The sequence below is a fragment of the Pseudomonas sp. W2Jun17 genome (assembly GCF_023127795.1).
In the GTDB taxonomy this organism is placed as follows: domain Bacteria; phylum Pseudomonadota; class Gammaproteobacteria; order Pseudomonadales; family Pseudomonadaceae; genus Aquipseudomonas; species Aquipseudomonas synxantha_A.
The window spans coordinates 65,609-87,617 of record NZ_SPKO01000003.1 but is presented as its reverse complement, the minus strand read 5'-3'; the positions used below and the strand labels follow the sequence as shown (position 1 = coordinate 87,617).

Sequence of the window (22,009 nt, the reverse complement as noted above, 5' to 3'; positions counted from 1 at the left end):
CTGGAAGTGGAGCAAGTTACATGCCGGTCAGCTCAGTTCGCCGCACAGGTCCAATTCCACCAGGCGACGGATTTCGCTGGTCTCCAGCCCGGCACCGAGCAGGGCGTTGAGCTTGCCGAACGCTGCCTCGCGGGTCATGCCGCCACCGGACAGTACGCCCACATCGCGCAGGCGGCTGCCGGCCTCGTAGACGTCCAGCTCTACACCGCCTTCATGGCATTGGGTGATAGCAACCACCACCACATTCTGGTCCTGCGCACGTTGAAGGCTGGCCAGGAAGGCTGGGTTGTCACTTGGCCCGGTGCCGCTTCCGAAGCACTCCAGTACCAACGCCTGAATGCCGCTGCCAATTACAGCGTCCAGTTGCGCAGCATCAATACCCGGCACCAACGGCAGTACGGCGACATTCGCCAAGGCTTTGGGCTGACGGTAATCCAGCGCGGCCGGCAGGGACTCGGCGCGGGCAATGCCACCCTGGCGTTGCAAGGTCGCAAACGGATTGCGCCCGAAACTGCGAATTTTCGCGCAACGGGTCGGCGCCATCAGCGCGCCGTGGAAGTACAGGTGTACACCCGCTGCCAGGCCTTCGCCCAATGCCGCCAAAGCACCGCTGACATTTTCCCAGGCATCACTGTCCGGCACGCCGGCCGGCAACATCGAGCCGGTGAACACCACCGGTGCGGGCAAGCCCAGCAATTGGAAACTCATGGCCGCCGCGCTGTACGCCAGGGTGTCAGTGCCGTGCAGGATCAGCACCGCGTCGCAGCCGTCGTCCACGGCTTCAACCACGGCGGTACGCAGGCGCTGCCAGTAGGCGGGGGTCATGTTGGCGCTGTCGATCAGTGGCGACATTTCCCGGAACCGCCAAGTGGGCACTGGCGCGTCGGCAAGCTGTTCGCGCATACGCGCCTCAAAACCTGAAGCGGGCACAAGGCCATTGGCGCTGGCCTGCATACCGATGGTGCCGCCGGTGTAGAGCACCATCACGTTGTTAGCTGGTTGCATGAGAAATCTCCTGAACGAAAAACGCCGCCGGGCCCAGAGCATGCCCAAGGCCGGGCGGCGTGTCATCTAGCGGTGATCAACGTTGCGCTTGAGCGCTCAGTTCAGCCGAGGGTGCTGCTTCAGGCTTCACCGGATTGGCCGGCCAGGCCTTGCGGTCCAGGTCCAGGTCAGGGAACTGGCTGGAGTCGAACACCGGGGTCTTGATGCCCGCCGCGCGCTGGTTGTCGTAGTCGTTGAGGATGCGCATGGCGATCTTGAACAGGAATGCCAGGGCGAACAGGTTGACGAACGCGAGCATGGTCATGGTGATGTCGGCGAAGGCGAACACGGTGCTCAGGTTCTCGATCGAGCCCCAGAAAATCAGCACCAGCACCAGTGCGCGATAGCCCATCAGCACCTTGCGGTTATTGCCGACCAGAAAGCGCAGGTTGCTCTCGCCCAGGTAGTAGTTGTACATGATCGAGGTGAACACGAACAACGCCAGGGCCACCGAGATGAACATGCGGCCCCAGTCACCGACCACCGCCGCCAGGGAGTTCTGAGTCAGGGCAATGCCGTCGCCTTCAAAGCCTGGGGTGTAGAAACCCGACAGCAGGATCAGCAACGCAGTACAGGTGCAGATCACGAAGGTGTCGAGGAACACGCTGAACGCTTGCACCACGCCCTGGGCGATCGGATGCTCTACCGAAGCCACCGCGGCTACGTTAGGCGCACTGCCCAGACCTGCTTCGTTGGCGAACACGCCGCGCTTTACACCCATGATGATCGCGCTGCCCACCAGGCCACCGAAGGCTTGGTCGAGGCCGAACGCGCTCTTGACGATGGTCGCGAGCATGGCCGGCACGTGGTCGAATTGCAGCACGATCACGTACAGGGTCACGGCGATGTACACCAGGGTCTTGACCGGTACCAGCAGGTCGGCAATCGACGCAATACGCTTGATCCCGCCGATGAACACCAGGCCCAACAACACCGCCAGCGCGAGGCCGGTGTAAGTGGTGTCGAGGCCAAAGGCGTTATTGAGCGAGTGGGTCACGGCGTGGGCTTGCAGGCCGTTGAAGGCAAAACCGAAGGTCACCAGCAGCAGGAACGCCATGACCATCCCCAGCCAACGCTTCTGCAGGCCGTGCTGAATGTAATAGGCCGGGCCACCACGGTAGGTGCCTTCAGCGTCGGTGCGCTTGTACAACTGGCCGAGGGAGCACTCGATAAAGCTCGAAGACATGCCCACCAGCGCGGTGACCCACATCCAGAACACCGCCCCCGGACCACCCAGGGTCACAGCAATACCGACACCCGCGATGTTACCGGCACCCACGCGGCCGGCCAGGCTGAGCATCAGCGCCTGGAACGAGCTGAGTTGACCGGCGCTGCTCTTGAGGCTGTCTTTAAACACCGAGAACATGTGGAAAAAGTGACGCAATTGAACGAAACGCGAGCGGATCGTGAAATAACCGCCGAGCCCGACTATGAGCACGATCAGTACTTTCCCTGAGAGGAAGTCGTTGATGACTTCGAGCATGGAGTGTTCCTCGCTGATTTTTCTGATGGCAAACGCAGGACGGTCCGACGCATCGCTCGGCACCAGGCAGTGCACGACGCTTCGATCCCCATCCTTTTGCGGGTGTTGTTATTCATGCGGTTTCGCGTGGTACCCGGGCCTCGTTACCGATGGCCGCAGACGCGAGAGGGGCGGCACTATACCTAGGCGAGACTGATCCGTCTGCACGGGCTGATTAAAGGTTTCAGCCAAGCGGTGGCAAGCAAGGTGGGTTTGCAGGGCGATATTGGAGTTTTTATGGGCTTCATTTCACAACCTTGAGGCAAAAAAAAGGGCCTGAAGAACGAGCCTTCAGGCCCTCAAAAGGTGAGAGGTGTCTAGTCCCTCAGCCTGGTGAGCGGTGCAACAAACGCTTAGGCCTTCAGCGGGACCAAGCGTGGAGCGATCATGTTTTCCGGGCGCAGGATGTCGTCGAGCATGGCGTCGTCGAGCAAGCCTTCTTCACGCACCAGTTCCAGCACGCCGCGGCCGCTTTCAAGAGCGATACGCGCGATGCGGGTGGCGTTTTCATAGCCGATGTAGGGGTTCAGCGCGGTGACCAGGCCGATGGAGTGCTCCACCAGTTCGCGGCAGCGTGCTTCGTTGGCGGTGATGCCGACGATGCAGTGCTCGCGCAGCATGTCCATGGCGCGTTGCAGCAGGCGGATCGAGTCGAAGATCTTGAAGGCGATCAGCGGCTCCATCACGTTCAGTTGCAATTGGCCGCCTTCGGCCGCCATGGTCAGGGCCAGGTCGTTGCCGATGACCTGGAATGCCACCTGGTTAACGGCTTCCGGAATCACCGGGTTGACCTTGCCGGGCATGATCGAGCTGCCTGGCTGGCGCGCCGGCAGGTTGATCTCATTGATGCCGGTGCGTGGGCCGCTGGACAGCAGGCGCAAGTCGTTGCAGATCTTCGACAGCTTCACCGCGGTACGCTTGAGCATGCCGGAGAACAGCACGAAGGCGCCCATGTCGGAGGTGGCTTCGATCAGGTCGGCCGCCGGTACCAGCGGCTGACCGCTGATGGTGGCCAGGCGTTGTACGGCCAGGGCCTGGTAGCGTGGGTCGGCGTTGATGCCGGTGCCGATGGCGGTGCCGCCCAGGTTCACTTCGGTGAGCAGCTCCGGCGCCAGGGTCTTCAAGCGCGCCAGGTCTTCACCCAGGGTGGTGGCGAAGGCGCGGAATTCCTGACCGAGGGTCATCGGCACGGCGTCTTGCAATTGGGTACGGCCCATTTTCAGCACATGGCTGAACTCGGCGCCTTTGGCGGCGAACGCCTGGATCAGGCTGTCGAGGCTGGCCAGCAGCGCGTCATGGCCCAGCAGCAGACCCAAGCGGATCGCGGTCGGGTAGGCGTCGTTGGTCGACTGCGCCATGTTCACGTCGTTGTTGGGGTGCAGGTACTGGTATTCGCCTTTCTGATGGCCCATGGCCTCCAGCGCGATGTTGGCGATGACTTCGTTGGCATTCATGTTGGTTGAAGTGCCAGCGCCGCCTTGAATCATGTCCACCACGAACTCTTCGTGGAAATCGCCGCGGATCAGGCGGGCACAGGCTTCGCTGATGGCAGCGTGCTTGGCTTCGCTGAGCTGGCCCAACTCGCGGTTGGCGTCAGCCGCTGCTTGCTTGACCATTGCCAGGCCGACCACCAATTTCGGGTAATGCGAAATCGGAACGCCCGAGAGGCGGAAGTTGTTCACCGCTCGCAGGGTCTGGATGCCGTAATACGCTTGAGCAGGTACTTCGAGTACGCCAAGCAGGTCTTTTTCTGTACGGAAAGATGCAGCAGAGGACATGACGGAAATCATCTCGATATGGACCCGGAACTGGCCGGAACGCTGCGAATGCTAGGCTTGTAGAAGTTTTTGGGCCAATGCTGTTAAACACTGGGCTATGCACAAACGGCATAATGTGGATGTGACCCAGCCATGATGGCGGGCGTGTGTGCCAAAATGGTGCATTCGGCGTGGGAGGCAATGATGAACCTTGAAAGCAAATGGCTGGAAGACTTCAGCGCCCTGGCGGCGACGCGCAGCTTTTCCCAGGCTGCGGAGCGGCGTTTTGTGACGCAGCCGGCGTTCAGTCGCCGTATTCGCAGCCTTGAAGCCGCGTTGGGCCTGACGCTGGTCAACCGCTCGCGCACGCCGGTGGAGCTGACAGCGGCGGGGCAGTTGTTCCTGGTGACGGCGCGCACCGTGGTCGAACAGCTCGGCGAAGTACTGCGGCATTTGCATCATCTGGAAGGCGGGCAGGGTGAAGTCATGCAGGTTGCGGCCGCACACTCGCTGGCACTGGGGTTCTTTCCGCGTTGGATCGCACAGCTGCGCAATGAGGGGCTGAACATCGCCACGCGATTGGTTGCCACTAACGTCGGCGACGCTGTGCACGCCCTGCGCGAAGGCGGTTGCGACCTGATGCTGGCGTTCTACGACCCGGATGCCGCCATGCAGATGGACGCCGAGATATTCCCATCGCTGCACCTGGGCAACACCGAAATGCTCCCGGTGTGCGCCGCCGATGCCGATGGCAAGCCGCTGTTCGACCTGGAAAGCGAGGGCAGTGTGCCGTTGCTGGCCTACAGTGCCGGGGCGTTCCTCGGCCGCTCGGTGAATTTGCTGCTGCGCCAGCGGGCCCTGCGGTTCACCACCATTTACGAAACCGCCATGGCTGACAGCCTCAAGAGCATGGCTCTTGAAGGCTTGGGCATCGCCTGGGTGCCTCAACTGAGCGTGCGTGCCGAACTGGCTCGCGGCGAACTGGTGGTGTGCGGCGGGCCGCAATGGCACGTGCCCCTGGAGATTCGCTTGTATCGCTGTGCGTTGGTGCGCAAGGCGAATGTTCGGTTGCTGTGGCGCAAACTGGAAGGAGGCGCGGCGCAAAGTACCTGAGCCTCCCACAGGGTTTTGCGGTGCAGGGGACTGACTCAAGAGTCAATAAAACCGCCGGTTTGAGCGGCTAGACAGATGGTCATTCCAGGGGCTGTTTATCTGGATTATTACGGTATACTGCGCGGCCTTCGGCCGGTTCAACCGGCCGCGTTTCGAGGTCAGAACTCGCCGAGCGAAGATCAGGCAAGGCAAAAACAAGCGAGGAAGCGGAGTTGGCTTTAGCCAATGAGCATTCCGAGTTTGTTTTTAACGCAGCCTGATTGAGCGCAGGCAGTTCTGGCCCGAAACTAATTCGTACAACAAGCCACGCCGGTCTCCTGCGTGGCTTGTTGTTTTTTGACGCGCCTGCGGGCGCCCAGAGAGAAGAGGCACGACGATGAGTGCATTGGTTGGCGTGATCATGGGCTCCAAGTCCGATTGGTCCACCCTTAGCCACACCGCCGATATGCTGGAAAAACTCGGCATTCCGTATGAAGTGAAGGTGGTCTCTGCCCACCGCACCCCGGATTTGCTGTTCCAGTATGCCGATGAAGCAGAATCCCGTGGCATCGAGGTGATCATCGCCGGTGCCGGCGGCGCGGCGCACTTGCCAGGTATGTGTGCGGCCAAGACGCACCTGCCGGTGCTTGGCGTGCCGGTGCAGTCGTCGATGCTCTCGGGCGTGGATTCGCTGTTGTCCATCGTGCAGATGCCGGCCGGTATCCCGGTAGCGACCCTGGCGATCGGCAAGGCCGGCGCGATCAACGCTGCATTGCTGTCGGCCAGTATCCTGGGCGCCAAGCACCCGCAGTTCCACGCGGTGCTGAAAAAATTCCGTGCTGAGCAGACAGACAGTGTGCTGGACAATCCAGACCCACGCATCGCCTGAGGTTGTTGACGATGAAAATCGGTGTAATCGGTGGTGGCCAACTCGGTCGCATGCTGGCCCTGGCGGGCACTCCGCTGGGGATGAACTTCGCTTTCCTGGACCCGGCGCCAGATGCCTGCGCCGCCGCCCTGGGTGAACACCTGCGCGCTGACTACAGCGACCCGGATCACCTGCGCCAACTGGCCGACGAAGTCGACCTGGTGACGTTCGAGTTTGAAAGCGTCCCGGCCGAAACCGTGGCCTTCCTGTCGCAGTTCGTACCGGTGTACCCGAGCGCTGAAGCCTTGCGCATCGCCCGGGACCGCTGGTTCGAGAAGAGTATGTTCAAGGACTTGGGCATCCCCACCCCGGCCTTCGCCGACATCCAGTCCCAGGCAGACCTGGACGCCGCTGTCGCCAGCATCGGCCTGCCTGCGGTGTTGAAAACCCGCACCCTGGGTTACGACGGCAAGGGCCAGAAAGTGCTGCGTACCGCCGCCGATGTGGTTGGCACCTTCGCTGAGCTGGGCAGCGTCGGCTGCCTGCTGGAAGGCTTTGTGCCATTCACCGGTGAAGTATCGCTGATCGCCGTGCGTGCCCGTGATGGTGAGACGCGCTTTTACCCGCTGGTGCACAACACCCACGACAGCGGCATCCTCAAGCTGTCCGTGGCCAGCACCGACCACCCACTGCAGGCCCTGGCCGAAGATTATTCCAGCCGCGTGCTCAAGCAACTGGATTACGTCGGCGTGATGGCGTTCGAGTTCTTTGAAGTCGACGGCGGCCTCAAGGCCAACGAAATCGCCCCGCGTGTTCACAACTCCGGGCACTGGACCACCGAAGGCGCCGAGTGCAGCCAGTTCGAAAACCACCTGCGGGCGGTGGCGGGCTTGCCGTTGGGCTCCACGGCCAAGGTCGGCGAGAGCGCCATGCTCAACTTCATCGGCGTAGTCCCGCCGGTTGAGCGGGTGATTGCCATCGATGACTGCCACCTGCATCACTACGGCAAGGCGTTCAAGGCCGGACGCAAAGTCGGGCACGCAAACCTGCGCTGCAAGGATCGCGCAACGCTGCAGGCGCAGATCCTCAAGGTCGAAGCGCTGATCGCCGAGTAATAAGCCGGGAGTCGGCGGGAACCATTGGTCACCGTCGTCTCTCTGATTGCAGGATGATAAAGCCTGACTAGGCTTTGTCATGACTCACATTCAATCAGAGGGAAATGCCATGGGTATCATTGGAACCATCTTTATCGGCTTGATCGTTGGCCTGCTGGCGCGTTTCCTCAAGCCGGGTGACGACAGCATGGGCTGGATCATGACCATTCTGCTGGGTATCGCCGGCTCCCTGGCCGCGACCTATGGCGGCCAGGCACTGGGGATCTACCAGGCAGGCCAGGGCGCGGGCTTCATCGGCGCGCTGGTAGGTGCCATCGTGTTGCTGGTGATCTACGGCCTGATCAAAAAGAAGTAATCAGCCGACAAAGTCCTCTGCGCTGCGCAGGCGCAGAGGGCTAGAATGCTCGGCACTTGTATTTGCCGAGCCTCTCCATGCGCCGTCTATTCTTCACTCTCCTCCTGCTGGGCTCTGGCCTGGCGCACGCTGGCGAACTGCCGGAAACCGACTGGCTCGACCTGATGCCGCTTTCGGACCAGAAAGCCCTCGAAGCCATGCCCGAGATCGACCATAACTCCCCCGAAGCCCAAGGCACGTTCACTGAAAAAGGTGGCTTGAAGCAGAGCAAAGGCTTGCCCGCGGTGATGTATTCCACCAAGACCGTAGCGGCCATGAACGGCAAGAATATCCGCATTGGTGGGTATCCGGTGCCGTTGGAAACCGATGCCAAAGGCCGCAGCACGCTGTTCTTCCTGGTGCCGTATCCGGGCGCCTGCATCCATGTGCCGCCACCGCCGCCTAACCAACTGGTGCTGGTGCGGTATCCCAAGGGGTTGAAGCTGGATGATATCTACACGCCGCTGTGGGTCACGGGCATGTTGAAGGTGGAGAAGGTCAACAATGACTTGGCCGATGCAGCGTATGCGCTGGAGGCGGGGAAGGTGCGGGTGGTGAAGGAGTCCGATCTCTAACTGGCGCTACCAATCCCTGTGGGAGCTGGCTTGATCTGCGATGCAGGCGACTCGGTGTGTCAGTTGCACTGAGGCGATGCTATCGCAGGCAAGCCAGCTCCCACATTCTGACTGGGTTTACAAAGTGATATTGGTGATACGAACGCCCAAGGTGTGGCTTTTACCGGGGGCCAGGCTTACCACATCATTCAGCACATTCGCCGTCTCGATGCACAACATGCCCTGCCAGCCGTCGTCAGCCATGTCATCAAGTGCCTCGGCCCGTTCGGTCCAGGGGTTCCAGATCACGGTGGACTTCGAGCCTTCGCTGGTGAGTTGGATGCGGCGCTGCCAGTCTTTATCCCCAATGCTCAACTGCGCTGGCGTATCCAGGTAGATACGATCAGTTTCGCCAGTGAAGTGCAGCAAGCCGGATTGCTGCTTCTCGGTCCACCCATCAGCAGTGTCGATATAGGCCAAGCCATCCACCCCCTCGACCTGCACGTTGCGCACGTCGCTCACAGCAAAGTAGGTGTGCAGTGCCTGGCTGAAGGTCACGGTGTCGGTGCCACGGTTGTGGCTGGTGAGGCGGATATGCAGTTGCTCGTCCAGCAGCAGGCTCAGCGTCAAGTCAACCTGATGGGGCCAGCCGGGAAAGCCGTTCGCAGGAGTCGGCAGCACCAGCTCGATACGCAGGGCTTCACCTTCGATTGCCGTCCCGGCCAACTCCCAGAGCGCGGTGCGCACAAAGCCGTGGGCGCCGGCAGGCTGATCGCTTTGGCGCATGGCTTTTACGCTCTGCGGGTTACGGTCGAAAACACCAAACCACGGCCAGCACACCGGCACGCCGGTACGGATGCCTTTGCCCCGCTTGAACACCGCCGCGGGGTTCGGCCATATCAGTGGCTGTTCGCCCTCGCGCTGGTAACTGAAGATATGCGCACCCTGTTGGGCCACCATCAGCTCGGCGCCGTTGTGGCGGATGCGCCAGCAGTCCAGCTCGTCGATTTTCATCGTCTCAACGTGGGGCGTAGGCATAACAAAGCTCTCTCAAGTGGCAGGCAATGGGGCAATTGACCGTTAAAACCCGGCGAGGTTTAACGCGCCCGTGACGGTACCGAACGGGTGCGACCGCTGCCGTCGATGGCGACGAACACAAATACCGCTTCGGTGACCTTGCGCCATTCGCTGGACAGCGGGTCATCGCTCCACACTTCGACCATCATCTGGATCGAGCTGCGGCCAATTTCCAGAGCCTGGGTATAGAAGGAAAGCTGTGCACCCACGGCTACCGGTACCAGGAAGGCCATGCGATCAATGGCGACGGTGGCTACGCGCCCGCCGGCGACCTTGCTGGCCATTGCCGTGCCTGCCAGGTCCATCTGCGCGACCAGCCAGCCGCCGAAGATATCGCCAAAACCATTGGTTTCACGCGGCAGTGCAGTGATTTGCAGGGCGAGATCGCCTTGCGGGATAGGATCTTCTTGTTCGAGTTCGATCATGCCGAGGGTGCCTCTGACCCGTGACGCTTCATGGGTATTTGAAGTGGATAGCCGTCTTCTGGAAAAACGTTTCAGCACCAACATACACCGCTCGATGCGTTTCTCGTAAGGCGAACTAAAGGGAAACTCTGCCAAATCGGCTGGATGGTACCCAACAACGTTTTGGCACAGCAGCCCCTCAAGACAGCGGGTCTGGCGCTTGCACTGGCGAGTATATCGAGACCCTGGCGCCACGACGACCTCCGGACGCTCATTTGGTCGGTAAATAGACGCTGTATCGGGGCTTTTGCGCGCAACTGTGTTCCTGGCGCTGTGCTTTTTCAGGCGATTTGCTATCTTGCCAAACCCGCCGCAAGTCACGGGCGTGCAGTCCTTTACGATGATTACTATAAGAGAAGCCTTGCCATGTCCTCCGTGCCCGCAAGCAGTGCGCAGCCCTCGCGCCCGCTGACCCGCAACGACTACAAAACCCTGTCGCTGTCTGCCTTGGGCGGGGCGCTGGAGTTCTACGACTTCATCATCTTTGTGTTTTTCGCCACCGTGGTCGGAAAACTGTTCTTCCCCGTCGACATGCCCGAATGGCTGCGCATGATGCAGACCTTCGGCATCTTCGCCGCCGGCTACCTGGCCCGCCCACTGGGCGGCATCATCATGGCGCACTTCGGCGACCTGCTGGGGCGCAAGAAGATGTTCACCCTGAGCATCTTCATGATGGCCGTACCCACCCTGATCATGGGCCTGCTGCCCACCTACGCGCAGATCGGCCTGTGGGCGCCGCTCTTGCTGCTGCTGATGCGCGTCATCCAGGGTGCGGCGATTGGCGGCGAGGTACCGGGCGCCTGGGTGTTCGTCTCCGAGCACGTTCCGCCGCGCCACATCGGCTACGCCTGCGGCACCCTGACCAGCGGCCTCACCGCCGGTATTCTGCTCGGCTCGCTGGTAGCTACTGCGATCAATACGGCCTATACCCCGGAGCAGGTCTCCGATTACGCCTGGCGGATCCCATTCCTGCTTGGCGGTGTATTCGGTCTGTTGTCGGTGTATCTGCGCCGCTGGCTGCATGAAACGCCGATCTTCGCTGAGATGCAGCAACGCAAGACCCTTGCTGCCGAGCTGCCGTTGCGTGCAGTGCTGCGTGACCACCGGGGCGCCATTGTGTTGTCGATGTTGCTCACCTGGCTGCTGTCCGCCGGCGTCGTGGTGGTTATCCTGATGACGCCGACCGTGCTGCAAACCGTCTACCACTTCAGCCCCACGGTGGCACTGCAAGCCAACAGCCTGGCCATCGTGACCCTGAGCCTGGGTTGCATCGCCTCGGGTGCCCTGGCCGACCGTTTTGGCGCCGGTCGCGTGCTGGTTACCGGTTGCGCACTGCTGCTGGCGACCTCCTGGACGCTGTATCACAGCCTGATGGCCCACCCGGACTGGCTGTTTCCGTTGTACGCATTGACCGGTTTGTTCGTGGGCACCATCGGTGTAGTGCCCTACGTGATGGTCAAGGCGTTCCCGCCAGTGGTGCGCTTCAGCGGCCTGTCGTTCTCCTACAACGTCGCCTATGCCGTATTCGGTGGACTGACGCCATTGGCGGTGTCGCTGCTGATGAAGGAGAGCCCGATGGGCCCGGCTTACTATGTGGCCGTCCTGTGTGTGATGGGGATGTTGGTGGGTGGGTATCTGTGGAAACGCGGTCGCTAACGCCAGCCTGATCTACTGTGGTGAGGGAGCAAGCTCCCTCGCCACAATGAGAGTGCCTGTTCCGTTTTTTACTTCGCATACCTTTGCTTCCCGATAGTGGCCTTTCATCTAATTGTCACATTGCAGACATAGAGTGTTCACACGGCCTCTCGATACTTGGCCCCGATCCAATTATCCCTATCTGCTAGGAGCAAGGCATGAAACTGAAACGTTTGATGGCGGCAATGACTTTTGTCGCTGCTGGCGTTGCGACCGCCAACGCGGTGGCCGCTGGTGTTGATCCGGCAATCCCGGCGTACGTCAAGATCACTGGTGTGTCGGGCAACCTGTCCAGCGTCGGCTCCGACACCCTGGCTAACCTGATGACTTTGTGGGCTGAGGGTTACAAAAAGGAATACCCGAACGTCAACATCCAGATTCAAGCTGCCGGTTCCGCCACCGCGCCACCTGCGCTGACTGAAGGCACCTCCAACCTGGGCCCGATGAGCCGCAAGATGAAGGACACCGAACTGGCGGCCTTCGAGCAGAAGTACGGCTACAAGCCAACCGCTATCCCGGTTGCCGTGGACGCCTTGGCGGTGTTCGTGCACAAGGACAACCCGATCCAGCACCTGACCATGGAGCAAGTCGACGCGATCTTCTCCTCGACTCGCCTGTGCGGCGCCAAAGCTGACGTTAAAACCTGGGGCGACCTGGGTGTGACCGGCGACCTGGCCAACAAGCCAGTGCAATTGTTCGGTCGCAACTCGGTATCCGGCACCTACGGCTACTTCAAGGAAGAAGCCCTGTGCAAAGGCGACTACAAGCCTAACGTGAACGAACAACCTGGCTCGGCTTCGGTCGTGCAGTCGATCAGCTCCTCGCTGAACGGCATCGGTTACTCGGGCATCGGCTACAAGACCGCCAGCGTGAAGACTGTGGCCCTGGCCAAGAAAGGCAGCACTGACTTCATCGAAGACAGCGAAGAAAACGCCCTGAACGGCAAATACCCGCTGTCGCGCTTCCTCTACGTGTATGTCAACAAAGCCCCGAACAAGCCTCTGGCCCCGCTGGAAGCCGAGTTCGTGAAACTGGTGCTGTCCAAGCAGGGCCAGGAAGTTGTCGTCAAGGACGGCTACATCCCACTGCCTGCCAAAGTGGCCGCCAAGGCCTTGGCTGAGCTGGGTCTGAAAGAAGGCAACTAAGCCTGCGATACCTGATGTAGACGCATGCTTTTCTGTGGGAGCGGGCTTGCCCGCGATGCTGGCGACGCGGTTTAGCGTTGAAATCGTGTTGATGCCATCGCGGGCAAGCCCGCTCCCACATAAGCAGTCTGCATCCCTAATTTTTAATCCGCTGCCAGCCCTGCTTCGCGGCGGATTTGTTGCGTCACTGCACTGTCATCTTTCTGTCATACAGGATCGCTAGGGTGTGCGCATGAATGATCTGGCCAATTCCACCATGACGACAACTTCTCCCCCCAAGCGCATTGATTTCAATACGCCTGAGTTGCAACGCAAGCGCCGCATTCGCGCGCTCAAGGATCGCCTGACCCGCTGGTATGTGCTGGTCGGTGGCCTCGCCGTCCTCGGCGCCATCACCCTGATCTTCTTCTTCCTCGCCTACGTCGTTGCACCTCTGTTCCAGGGTGCCTCGTTGACCAAGGAAGACGCGCTGACACCCGCCTGGATGCAGGACGCCGGCAAGCCGTTGATGATCTCCCTTGAAGAACAGAACCAGGTTGCCATGCGGGTTTCCGACAAGGGCCAGGCGCTGTTCTTTGCAGTGGATAGCGGTGCAGAGCTCAAGCGTGTCGACCTGCCGCTTCCGGCCGGTGCCAGCGTTGTTTCTATTGGTGAAGACCAGCCGGGCAGCCCGCTGGTTATCCTTGGTTTGTCCAATGGCCAGTCCCTGGTGTTCCGCCACACCTATAAAGTGTCGTACCCGGACGGCAAGAAGACCATCACCCCAGCGATTGAATACCCTTACGGCGAAACGCCGATCGTGTTGGATGAGGCCGGTCGCCCACTGGAGCATGTCGCCCTCAACGCCACTGACTCCACCTTGGTGGTGGCCGGTTCGGCGGGTTCGTACCTGAACGTGCTGTCGTTGAGCCGCGAAGAAAACATGATGACCGGTGAAGTCACCAGCGAGCAGAAGCGCATCGAGCTGCCGCAGATGACCGAACCGGTGAAAGCCATCTTTGTCGACCCACGCCAGCAATGGCTTTATGTGATCAACGGTCGCGCCTTGGCCGATGTGTTCAGCCTGCGCGACAACAGCCTCAACGGTCGCTACAAACTCCTGGAAGACGGCGCAGCCGAAGTCACCGCCAGCACTCAGTTGGTGGGCGGTATCTCGCTGATCGTCGGCAACTCCAAGGGCGGCCTGGCCCAGTGGTTCATGGCCCGCGACCCGGATGGCGAGCAACGCCTGAGACAGATCCGCACCTTCCAGATGGGCACTGCGCCCATTGTCGAAATCAGTGCTGAAGAACGCCGCAAAGGCTTCACCGCGCTCGATGCCTCCGGCCAGTTCGGCGTTTTCCACAGCACCGCTCACCGCACCCTGCTGGTCGACCCGGTGGTCGACGGCCAGGGCCTGTTCGGTATGTCGCCACGGGCCAACCGCGTAATCGTCGAGGCCGGCGGCAAGCTGCAACCGCTGTTGCTCGACAACCCGCACCCGGAAGTCTCGTGGAGCGCGTTGTGGAGCAAGGTCTGGTACGAGAACTACGACGAGCCTAAATACGTCTGGCAGTCCACCGCCGCCAACACCGACTTCGAACCCAAGATGAGCCTGGCCCCGCTGACCTTCGGCACGTTGAAGGCTGCGTTCTACGCCATGCTGCTGGCCGCGCCACTGGCGGTTGCGGCGGCGATCTACACCGCGTACTTCATGGCCCCGAGCCTGCGCCGCAAGGTCAAACCGGTGATCGAACTGATGGAAGCCATGCCGACCGTGATCCTTGGCTTCTTCGCCGGCCTGTTCCTGGCGCCGTACGTGGAAGGGCACTTGCCGGGCATTTTCAGCCTGCTGATGCTATTGCCTATCGGCATCCTGGTCGCCGGTTTTGTCTTCAGTCGCTTGCCCGAGTCGATTCGCCTGCGGGTGCCGGACGGCTGGGAAAGCGCGATCCTGATCCCGGTAATCCTGCTGGTGGGCTGGCTCTCGCTGTACATGAGTCCATACCTGGAAACCTGGTTCTTTGGCGGCGACATGCGCATGTGGATCTCCCATGACCTGGGGATCACCTACGACCAGCGCAACGCCCTGGTGGTCGGCCTGGCCATGGGTTTTGCGGTGATCCCGAACATCTACTCGATCGCCGAAGACGCCGTGTTCAGCGTACCCCGCGGCCTGACCCTGGGCTCCCTGGCCCTGGGCGCCACGCCGTGGCAGACCATGACCCGCGTGGTGATCCTGACCGCCAGCCCGGGCATCTTCTCTGCACTGATGATCGGCATGGGCCGTGCAGTGGGTGAAACCATGATCGTGCTGATGGCCACCGGTAACACCCCGGTCATGGAGATGAACCTGTTCGAGGGCTTGCGCACCCTGGCGGCCAACGTCGCGGTGGAAATGCCCGAGTCGGAAGTCGGTGGCAGTCACTACCGCGTGCTGTTCCTCTCGGCGCTGGTGCTGCTGCTGTTCACGTTCATCATGAACACCCTCGCCGAACTGATTCGTCAGCGTCTGCGCAAGAAATACTCGTCGCTTTAAGAAAGGTAGAAGTCTGTGAAACAGAACTCCCTGAATGGATGGTTCAAGAGCGGCGCCCCAGGCGTCTGGATCAGCGGTGGCGCGGTGTCCATCGCGGTCATCATGACCATTGGTTTGCTGGCTGTGATTGCCGTGCGTGGCCTGGGCCACTTCTGGCCGGCCGACCTGATCCAGGCCAACTACAACGTGCCGGGCCAGGCCAACCATATCGTCATCGGCGAAGTGGTACAGAAAGAAGAAGTGCCGCGTGAGCGCCTCAAGAGCGCCGGCCTGCCGGTGCCGGACCAGGGCCCGGAATTCATGACTCGCGAGCTGATCAAGGTCGGCAACCGCGACTTGAACGGCAACGACTTCACCTGGATCGTCGGCGAATGGTTGAAGGACCAGACCAAGCCGGCCAACCTGATGGCCATTGAGCGTCGTGAGTGGGGCAACTTCTACGGCACCCTGGTCAACGTCAAGCAGGACGGCAAGGTCATCGCTGAAGGCGAGGCCGCATGGCCAGAGCTGCAAGCTCGCGTGGACCGTGTCAACAAGCTCGCCGCCCAGCTCAAGACCCTGGAAAAAACCGATATCGGTGCGATCAACGCCGGCCTGGAACGCATCCGCCTGCACGGGCGCAAACTGGAACTGGAAGGCAAGCTCGACGCCGCCGCCCAGGCCGATATGGACGCCGACCGCGCCGAACTCAACGCCCGCTATCAAGATATCGAAGCGCGCCTGGCCGACTTGCACGCTCAGTTCAACCGCGACGCCCTGACTGCCCGCGACGGCAACGGCAAGGAAGTGGAGATCGGCATCGGCAAGGTGGTGCACGCCTACCAGCCTAACGCCATGGGCACCCTGACCAAGATCGGCTTCTACTTCAGCAAGGTCTGGGAATTCCTCAGTGATGACCCACGGGAAGCCAACACCGAAGGCGGGATTTTCCCGGCCATCTTCGGCACCGTGATGATGACCCTGATCATGGCGATGATCGTGACCCCGTTTGGCGTGCTGGCGGCCGTGTACCTGCGTGAGTACGCCAAGCAGAACACTCTGACGCGGATCATCCGTATCGCCGTGAACAACCTGGCGGGCGTACCGGCCATTGTCTACGGCGTATTCGGCCTGGGCTTCTTCGTCTATGTACTGGGTGGTTCGGTTGACCGCCTGTTCTTCGCCGAAGCCCTGCCGGCGCCGACCTTCGGTACTCCGGGCCTGCTCTGGGCCTCGCTGACCCTGGCGCTATTGGCGGTGCCGGTGGTGATCGTGGCCACCGAAGAAGGCCTGGCGCGCATTCCTCGCACGGTGCGTGAAGGCTCCCTGGCACTGGGCGCGACCAAGGCGGAAACGCTGTGGAAGATCGTGCTGCCGATGGCCAGCCCGGCCATGATGACCGGCATGATCCTCGCCGTGGCCCGCGCCGCCGGCGAAGTGGCGCCGCTGATGCTGGTGGGCGTAGTGAAGCTGGCTCCGTCGCTGCCGCTGGACGGCAACTATCCGTACCTGCACCTGGACCAGAAAATCATGCACCTGGGCTTCCATATTTATGACGTCGGCTTCCAGAGCCCTAACGTCGAAGCCGCAAGGCCGCTGGTGTACGCCACCGCGTTGCTGCTGGTGCTGGTGATCGCCACGCTCAACCTGTCGGCGGTGTGGATCCGTAACCACCTGCGCGAAAAATACAAGGCGCTGGACAGCTAACACGGCTCCCACAGACACAGAATTTGAGTAAGCCGCCCCGGCGGTTCAACGAAACGAATTGGTAGCACAGGGAGCATCCCATGCAACACGAAAACCAACCTCACGGCATCAACATGTCTGCCCTGGGTCGCGACAAACAGAGCCTGAGCCTGGCCCAGGAAACCGTGGCCATCGAAGTCCCGGGCCTGAGCCTGTACTACGGCGAAAAACAAGCGCTGTTCGACGTCAGCATGAACATCCCCAAGCAGCGCGTGACCGCCTTTATCGGCCCGTCCGGCTGCGGCAAGTCGACATTACTGCGCACGTTCAACCGTATGAATGACCTGGTGGACGGTTGCCGTGTGGAAGGTGCGATCAATCTCTACGGCACCAATATTTACCGCAAGGGTGAAGACGTGGCCGAGTTGCGACGCCGGGTGGGGATGGTGTTCCAGAAGCCCAACCCGTTCCCCAAGACCATTTATGAAAACGTGGTCTATGGCCTGCGCATCCAGGGCATCAACAAGAAGCGCGTCCTCGACGAAGCGGTTGAATGGGCTCTCAAGGGCGCCGCGTTGTGGGACGAGGTCAAGGACCGTCTGCACGAGTCGGCACTTGGCTTGTCCGGCGGCCAGCAGCAGCGTCTGGTGATTGCCCGTACCATCGCCGTAGAGCCGGAAGTGCTGCTGCTCGACGAACCGTGCTCGGCGCTCGACCCGATCTCGACCTTGAAAGTCGAAGAGCTGATCTACGAGCTCAAGTCCAAGTTCACCATCGTTATCGTGACCCACAACATGCAACAGGCGGCGCGGGTTTCGGACTACACCGCGTTCATGTACATGGGCAAGCTGGTGGAGTTCGGCGATACCGATACCCTGTTCACCAATCCGGCGAAGAAGCAGACCGAAGACTACATCACCGGTCGCTACGGCTAGGAAGCTGTGGTTCTGATTGCACTGACGCTGCGGTTCTCCGCACCTTACCGGACGCTCCAAGGACGCCAACATGATTAGCAAAGAAGGCCTTACCCACCACATCTCCGCGCAGTTCAACGCCGAGCTTGAGGAAGTGCGCAGCCACCTCCTGGCGATGGGCGGGCTGGTGGAGAAGCAAGTCAACGATGCCGTCACCGCGCTGATCGAGGCCGACTCGGGCCTGGCCCAGCAGGTGCGCGAGATCGATGACCAGATCAACCAGATGGAACGCAATATCGATGAAGAGTGCCTGCGCATTCTTGCCCGTCGCCAGCCGGCGGCCTCCGACCTGCGTTTGATCATCAGCATCTCCAAGTCGGTGATTGACCTGGAGCGCATTGGCGACGAAGCCACCAAGATCGCCCGGCGTGCCATCCAACTGTGCGAAGAAGGTGAAGCGCCACGCGGTTACGTGGAAGTGCGCCATATCGGCGACCAGGTGCGCAACATGGTGCGCGATGCCCTCGACGCGTTTGCGCGTTTCGATGCAGACCTGGCGTTGTCGGTGGCTCAGTACGACAAGGTCATCGACCGCGAGTACAAGACCGCCTTGCGTGAGCTGGCCACCTACATGATGGAAGATCCACGCTCTATCTCGCGGGTCTTGAGCATTATCTGGGTGCTGCGCTCCCTGGAGCGGATCGGCGATCACGCGCGTAATATCTCGGAACTGGTGATCTACCTGGTGCGCGGCACCGACGTTCGGCACATGGGCCTCAAGCGCATGAAGGCCGAAGTTGAAGGCTCCGCCGATCAAACGCCTAATGTTCCAGGCGAACCTGACGATAAGTAAGGTTGCCCGTGAAATTAACGCCCGGCCATTGGCCGGGCGTTTTCGTTTGTGGCAGCTGAATTTTTTGCGCGGGCGGCGAATAAAGTCCGAACGTGACTGCAAGGTTTTGGCAAAATGCCATCAGTCAGGCGTACTGCCAGCCGAGGTTTTTATAGGATGAAGGGTCGATGAGCAAAGTCAGTGTATTGGTGGTGGATGACGCCTCGTTTATTCGCGACCTGGTGAAGAAGTGCCTGCGCAATTACTTCCCCGGAATCAAGATCGAAGATGCGGTGAACGGCAAAAAGGCGCAATCCATCCTGATGCGCGAAACCTTCGACCTGGTGCTGTGTGACTGGGAAATGCCTGAGATGTCCGGTCTTGAGCTCTTGACCTGGTGCCGCGAGCAAGCGCATCTGAAGGCCATGCCGTTCGTGATGGTGACCAGCCGTGGCGATAAGGAAAACGTGGTTCAGGCGATCCAGGCCGGCGTTTCCGGCTATGTCAGCAAACCGTTCACCAACGAGCAACTGCTCAACAAGGTCAAGCAGGCCCTGCACAAGATCGGCCGCCTCGACGCACTGATCGCCAGCGCGCCGACCAAGATGAACTCGGCCTTCGGCAACGACTCCCTGAGCGCCCTGACCGGCGGCAGACCCGAAGCGGTCAAGCCGGCCCCGGTGGCGGCACCCAGTAAAGGTCTGCTCAACACCCCACCCGTGAAGGCCCCAGCAGCAGCGGCGCCGGCTGGCAGTCGCGGTCAGGGCCAGTTGCGCCTCGCAAGCGGCACTCAGCAATGCGTGATCAAGGCCCTGAGCATCAAGGAAGCGTTGCTGGTGGTAAAGCGCGGCGACGTCCTGCCTCAGGTACTGGAAAGCGCCGTGCTCGACCTTGAGCAGGGCGACAACGCCGAAGTCGCACGCCTCAACGGCTACCTGCATGCCATCGTCGCCTACGAGCCCAAGCCCGACAGCGACTGGTTGCAACTGACCTTTCGCTTTATCGACCAGGATGCGCAGAAGCTGGACTACATCTCGCGCCTGATTGCGCGCGGTACGGCGCAGAAGCATTTTGTGCCGGGTGCCTGATGGCCTGAATCAAGCAATCGACCGGTTGTCTGATTCCTGCTAGACGGCTTGATTTATATCTGTTCCGATATAGGCTCTCGATAACGCTTCAGTGTTGTCGAGCCTTTGCTATGCCTTGAAACACAGCTGCACCGCCTTTGGTTGAGTCGTCGATTACGCTTTTTCTTTCCAGGAAAGGAGAAGTCAATGCCAAGGCACAAGGATGTGGTGTTTCTAGGAAGCTCGCTCAAGGATCTCAAGGATTTTCCTCTCGACGCCCGAAGGGCAGCCGGTTTTCAGTTGGATCTGTTGCAACAGGGTGAGCAGCCCTTCGATTGCAAGCCGATGAAAACGATCGGGAGGGGCGTCAATGAGATTCGGATCACTGAAGAGTCGGGAGCGTTTCGAGTGTTCTACGTGGTCAATCGGCCTGAAGCTGTCTATGTGCTGCACGCGTTGCGCAAGACCACACGGAAAACCGAAGGGCGGGATATCGAATTGGCGCGTGCCAGATTGCAGGAATTAGGTTAAGCCCATGACAAATCAAAAGTTACATACCGAACGTTTCAACTCTGTGTGGGATGCTCTGGAGGACACGCCAGCGCAAGCCGCCAATATGCGCCTACGCTCAAAGCTGCTGTTGGAGTTGTGCAACACCATTCGTAGCTGGGAGCTGTCCCAGAAGGATGCGGCGCTAAGGCTGGGTATCAGCCAGCCTCGCCTGAACGACGTACTTAACGGCAAGATCGACAAGTGTTCTCTTGATGCGTTAGTCAATCTGTCGGCCGCGGCGCAGATGAATGTGGATATCTGTTTCAACGCGCTGCCTGCGTGACGATCGTTTAGGTCGTCACGACGCTTGGGATATTGCCCAATTTTGCATTGGGCAATCGAAGGTCAGTCCAGCAGCAAGACCTTGGCCAGTACTATCTTGGGCCCTTTCATCTTCTTGATGATGATCCGCAAGCCTTCCACTTCCAGCACTTCCTCTTCTTCCGGCACGCGCTTGAGGGTGTCGTAGATCAGGCCGGCCAGGGTTTCGGCTTCGATGTGGTCCAGGTCGACGCCCAGCAGGCGTTCGACTTTGAACAGCGGCGTGTCGCCACGTACCAGCAATTTGCCGGGCTGGTAGGCGAGGATGCCGCGCTCGGCCTTGCGGTGTTCATCCTGGATATCGCCCACCAGTACTTCCAGCACGTCTTCCATGGTCAGGTAGCCGATGATCTTGCCGTCGGCTTCCTCCACCAGGGCGAAGTGCGCGCCGCCTTTGCGGAACTGCTCCAGCAGTTGCGACAACGGCATGTGCCGCGAGACGCGTTCCAGCGGGCGGGTCAGTTCGGCCAGGTTGAAGGATTCGGGAATATGGTCCAGGGCGGCCAGTTCCAGCAGCAGATCCTTGATGTGCAACAGGCCCACGAACTCATTGCGCACCGCGTCATACACCGGGTACCGGCTGAATTTGTGGCGACGGAACAGCGCAAGAATCTCTTTGAGCGGGGCGTTGAAGTCCAGGGTCACCAGGTCTTCCCGGGAGTTGGCCCAGTCCACCACTTCCAGTTCGCCCATTTCCACCGCAGAGGCCAGTACGCGCATACCTTGGTCGCTCGGGTCCTGGCCACGGCTGGAGTGCAGGATCAGTTTGAGCTCTTCGCGGCTGTAATGGTGCTCATGGTGGGGGCCAGGCTCGCCTTGGCCGGCGATGCGCAGGATGGCGTTGGCGCTGGCGTTGAGCAGGTAGATGGCCGGGTACATCGCCCAGTAGAACAGGTACAGCGGCACTGCCGTCCATAGCGACAGCAGCTCGGGCTTGCGAATCGCCCAGGACTTGGGCGCCAGCTCACCGACCACGATGTGCAGGTAGGAAATCACGAAGAAGGCGGCAAAGAACGACACGCCCTTGATCACTTCCGGCGACTGCACGCCGATTGCGCCCAGCATTGGCTCGAGGATGTGCGCAAAGGCCGGTTCACCGACCCAGCCCAGGCCCAGGGACGCCAGGGTGATACCCAGCTGACAGGCCGACAGGTAGGCGTCGAGCTGGCTGTGTACGGTGCGCAGGATCTGCCCGCGCCAACCGTTCTTGTGGGCGATGGCCTCGACCCGCGTGGCGCGCAGTTTGACCATGGCAAATTCCGCCGCAACGAAGAAACCGTTGAGCAGTACCAGGATCAGTGCAAAAAGAATCATGCCGAAATCGGCGAAGAGTGTAGCGAGGGTAATGCCAGGGGAAGGGTCCATGATGGGGTTTTGCAGGTTCCGTGTGTTCAATAAGGGATGACAGGTGAG

Annotated in this window: 20 protein-coding genes; 14 read left to right on the top strand and 6 right to left on the bottom strand. The window is 60.6% G+C overall.

Annotation, left to right across the window (positions count from 1 at the left end; all coding sequences use genetic code 11):
• Positions 1-27 precede the first annotated feature (27 nt).
• The 3 genes from E4O98_RS01350 to aspA form a co-directional block, all read right to left on the bottom strand.
• Positions 28-1,005 (bottom strand): asparaginase, encoded by a 978-nt coding sequence (locus E4O98_RS01350; protein WP_248133969.1) that lies wholly within the window; start codon positions 1,003-1,005, stop codon positions 28-30.
• Positions 1,006-1,081: 76 nt separating this feature from the next.
• The gene (locus tag E4O98_RS01345) at positions 1,082-2,527 is read right to left on the bottom strand and encodes an alanine/glycine:cation symporter family protein (RefSeq protein ID WP_005792545.1); all 1,446 of its coding nucleotides are present in this window, start codon (positions 2,525-2,527) and stop codon (positions 1,082-1,084) included.
• A gap of 392 nt (positions 2,528-2,919) precedes the next feature.
• The gene (aspA, locus tag E4O98_RS01340; RefSeq protein ID WP_003195657.1) at positions 2,920-4,344 is read right to left on the bottom strand and encodes an aspartate ammonia-lyase; all 1,425 of its coding nucleotides are present in this window, start codon (positions 4,342-4,344) and stop codon (positions 2,920-2,922) included.
• 183 nt (positions 4,345-4,527) lie between these two features.
• On the opposite strand from aspA, the gene E4O98_RS01335 reads away from it, so the two are divergent.
• The 5 genes from E4O98_RS01335 to E4O98_RS01315 all read left to right on the top strand — a co-directional run bounded on the left by E4O98_RS01335 (position 4,528) and on the right by E4O98_RS01315 (position 8,367).
• The gene (locus tag E4O98_RS01335) at positions 4,528-5,436 is read left to right on the top strand and encodes a LysR substrate-binding domain-containing protein (protein WP_032881175.1); all 909 of its coding nucleotides are present in this window, start codon (positions 4,528-4,530) and stop codon (positions 5,434-5,436) included.
• A 376-nt stretch (positions 5,437-5,812) separates the two neighbouring features.
• A complete protein-coding gene (gene purE / locus E4O98_RS01330; RefSeq protein WP_003195648.1) occupies positions 5,813-6,304 on the top strand; it encodes a 5-(carboxyamino)imidazole ribonucleotide mutase in 492 nt (163 codons plus the stop codon).
• Between the two features lie 11 nt (positions 6,305-6,315).
• Complete coding sequence (locus E4O98_RS01325; protein WP_032878674.1) at positions 6,316-7,398, top strand: 5-(carboxyamino)imidazole ribonucleotide synthase; 1,083 nt, start codon at positions 6,316-6,318, stop codon at positions 7,396-7,398.
• Between the two features lie 109 nt (positions 7,399-7,507).
• Entirely contained in the window at positions 7,508-7,753 is a 246-nt protein-coding gene (locus E4O98_RS01320; RefSeq protein ID WP_005792540.1) for a GlsB/YeaQ/YmgE family stress response membrane protein, read from the top strand.
• A gap of 77 nt (positions 7,754-7,830) precedes the next feature.
• Positions 7,831-8,367 carry a DUF3299 domain-containing protein gene (locus E4O98_RS01315; protein WP_103734131.1) on the top strand — a complete coding sequence of 179 codons (537 nt, stop codon included), beginning with the start codon at positions 7,831-7,833 and terminating at the stop codon, positions 8,365-8,367.
• 117 nt (positions 8,368-8,484) lie between these two features.
• Here E4O98_RS01315 and E4O98_RS01310 read toward each other — a convergent pair whose 3' ends face one another.
• Together E4O98_RS01310 and E4O98_RS01305 are read right to left on the bottom strand one after the other, a co-directional pair.
• A complete protein-coding gene (locus E4O98_RS01310; protein WP_248133967.1) occupies positions 8,485-9,384 on the bottom strand; it encodes a D-hexose-6-phosphate mutarotase in 900 nt (299 codons plus the stop codon).
• Between the two features lie 59 nt (positions 9,385-9,443).
• A complete protein-coding gene (locus E4O98_RS01305) occupies positions 9,444-9,848 on the bottom strand; it encodes an acyl-CoA thioesterase (protein ID WP_003176975.1) in 405 nt (134 codons plus the stop codon).
• Between the two features lie 405 nt (positions 9,849-10,253).
• On the opposite strand from E4O98_RS01305, the gene E4O98_RS01300 reads away from it, so the two are divergent.
• From E4O98_RS01300 to E4O98_RS01260, 9 genes are all read left to right on the top strand, one after another.
• Positions 10,254-11,543: an MFS transporter gene (locus E4O98_RS01300; RefSeq protein WP_005792537.1), complete on the top strand. Its 1,290-nt coding sequence runs from the start codon at positions 10,254-10,256 to the stop codon at positions 11,541-11,543.
• 197 nt (positions 11,544-11,740) lie between these two features.
• Positions 11,741-12,727 (top strand): phosphate ABC transporter substrate-binding protein PstS, encoded by a 987-nt coding sequence (locus E4O98_RS01295; RefSeq protein WP_248133966.1) that lies wholly within the window; start codon positions 11,741-11,743, stop codon positions 12,725-12,727.
• A gap of 484 nt (positions 12,728-13,211) precedes the next feature.
• Entirely contained in the window at positions 13,212-15,245 is a 2,034-nt protein-coding gene (locus tag E4O98_RS01290; protein WP_248134053.1) for an ABC transporter permease subunit, read from the top strand.
• Positions 15,246-15,260: 15 nt separating this feature from the next.
• The gene (gene pstA, locus E4O98_RS01285) at positions 15,261-16,931 is read left to right on the top strand and encodes a phosphate ABC transporter permease PstA (protein WP_032878679.1); all 1,671 of its coding nucleotides are present in this window, start codon (positions 15,261-15,263) and stop codon (positions 16,929-16,931) included.
• 80 nt (positions 16,932-17,011) lie between these two features.
• Positions 17,012-17,845, top strand: a complete 834-nt coding sequence (pstB, locus tag E4O98_RS01280; protein ID WP_005792533.1) for a phosphate ABC transporter ATP-binding protein PstB — start codon at positions 17,012-17,014, stop codon at positions 17,843-17,845.
• Positions 17,846-17,915: 70 nt separating this feature from the next.
• Complete coding sequence (phoU, locus tag E4O98_RS01275) at positions 17,916-18,677, top strand: phosphate signaling complex protein PhoU (protein ID WP_017528598.1); 762 nt, start codon at positions 17,916-17,918, stop codon at positions 18,675-18,677.
• 167 nt (positions 18,678-18,844) lie between these two features.
• Positions 18,845-19,744 (top strand): response regulator, encoded by a 900-nt coding sequence (locus E4O98_RS01270; RefSeq protein WP_032878681.1) that lies wholly within the window; start codon positions 18,845-18,847, stop codon positions 19,742-19,744.
• 186 nt (positions 19,745-19,930) lie between these two features.
• The gene (locus tag E4O98_RS01265) at positions 19,931-20,254 is read left to right on the top strand and encodes a type II toxin-antitoxin system RelE/ParE family toxin (RefSeq protein ID WP_005792530.1); all 324 of its coding nucleotides are present in this window, start codon (positions 19,931-19,933) and stop codon (positions 20,252-20,254) included.
• A gap of 4 nt (positions 20,255-20,258) precedes the next feature.
• Positions 20,259-20,558, top strand: coding sequence for an XRE family transcriptional regulator (locus tag E4O98_RS01260; RefSeq protein WP_005792529.1), 300 nt, complete (start codon positions 20,259-20,261; stop codon positions 20,556-20,558).
• 62 nt (positions 20,559-20,620) lie between these two features.
• Here E4O98_RS01260 and E4O98_RS01255 read toward each other — a convergent pair whose 3' ends face one another.
• A complete protein-coding gene (locus tag E4O98_RS01255; RefSeq protein ID WP_005792528.1) occupies positions 20,621-21,961 on the bottom strand; it encodes a hemolysin family protein in 1,341 nt (446 codons plus the stop codon).
• Positions 21,962-22,009 lie beyond the last annotated feature (48 nt).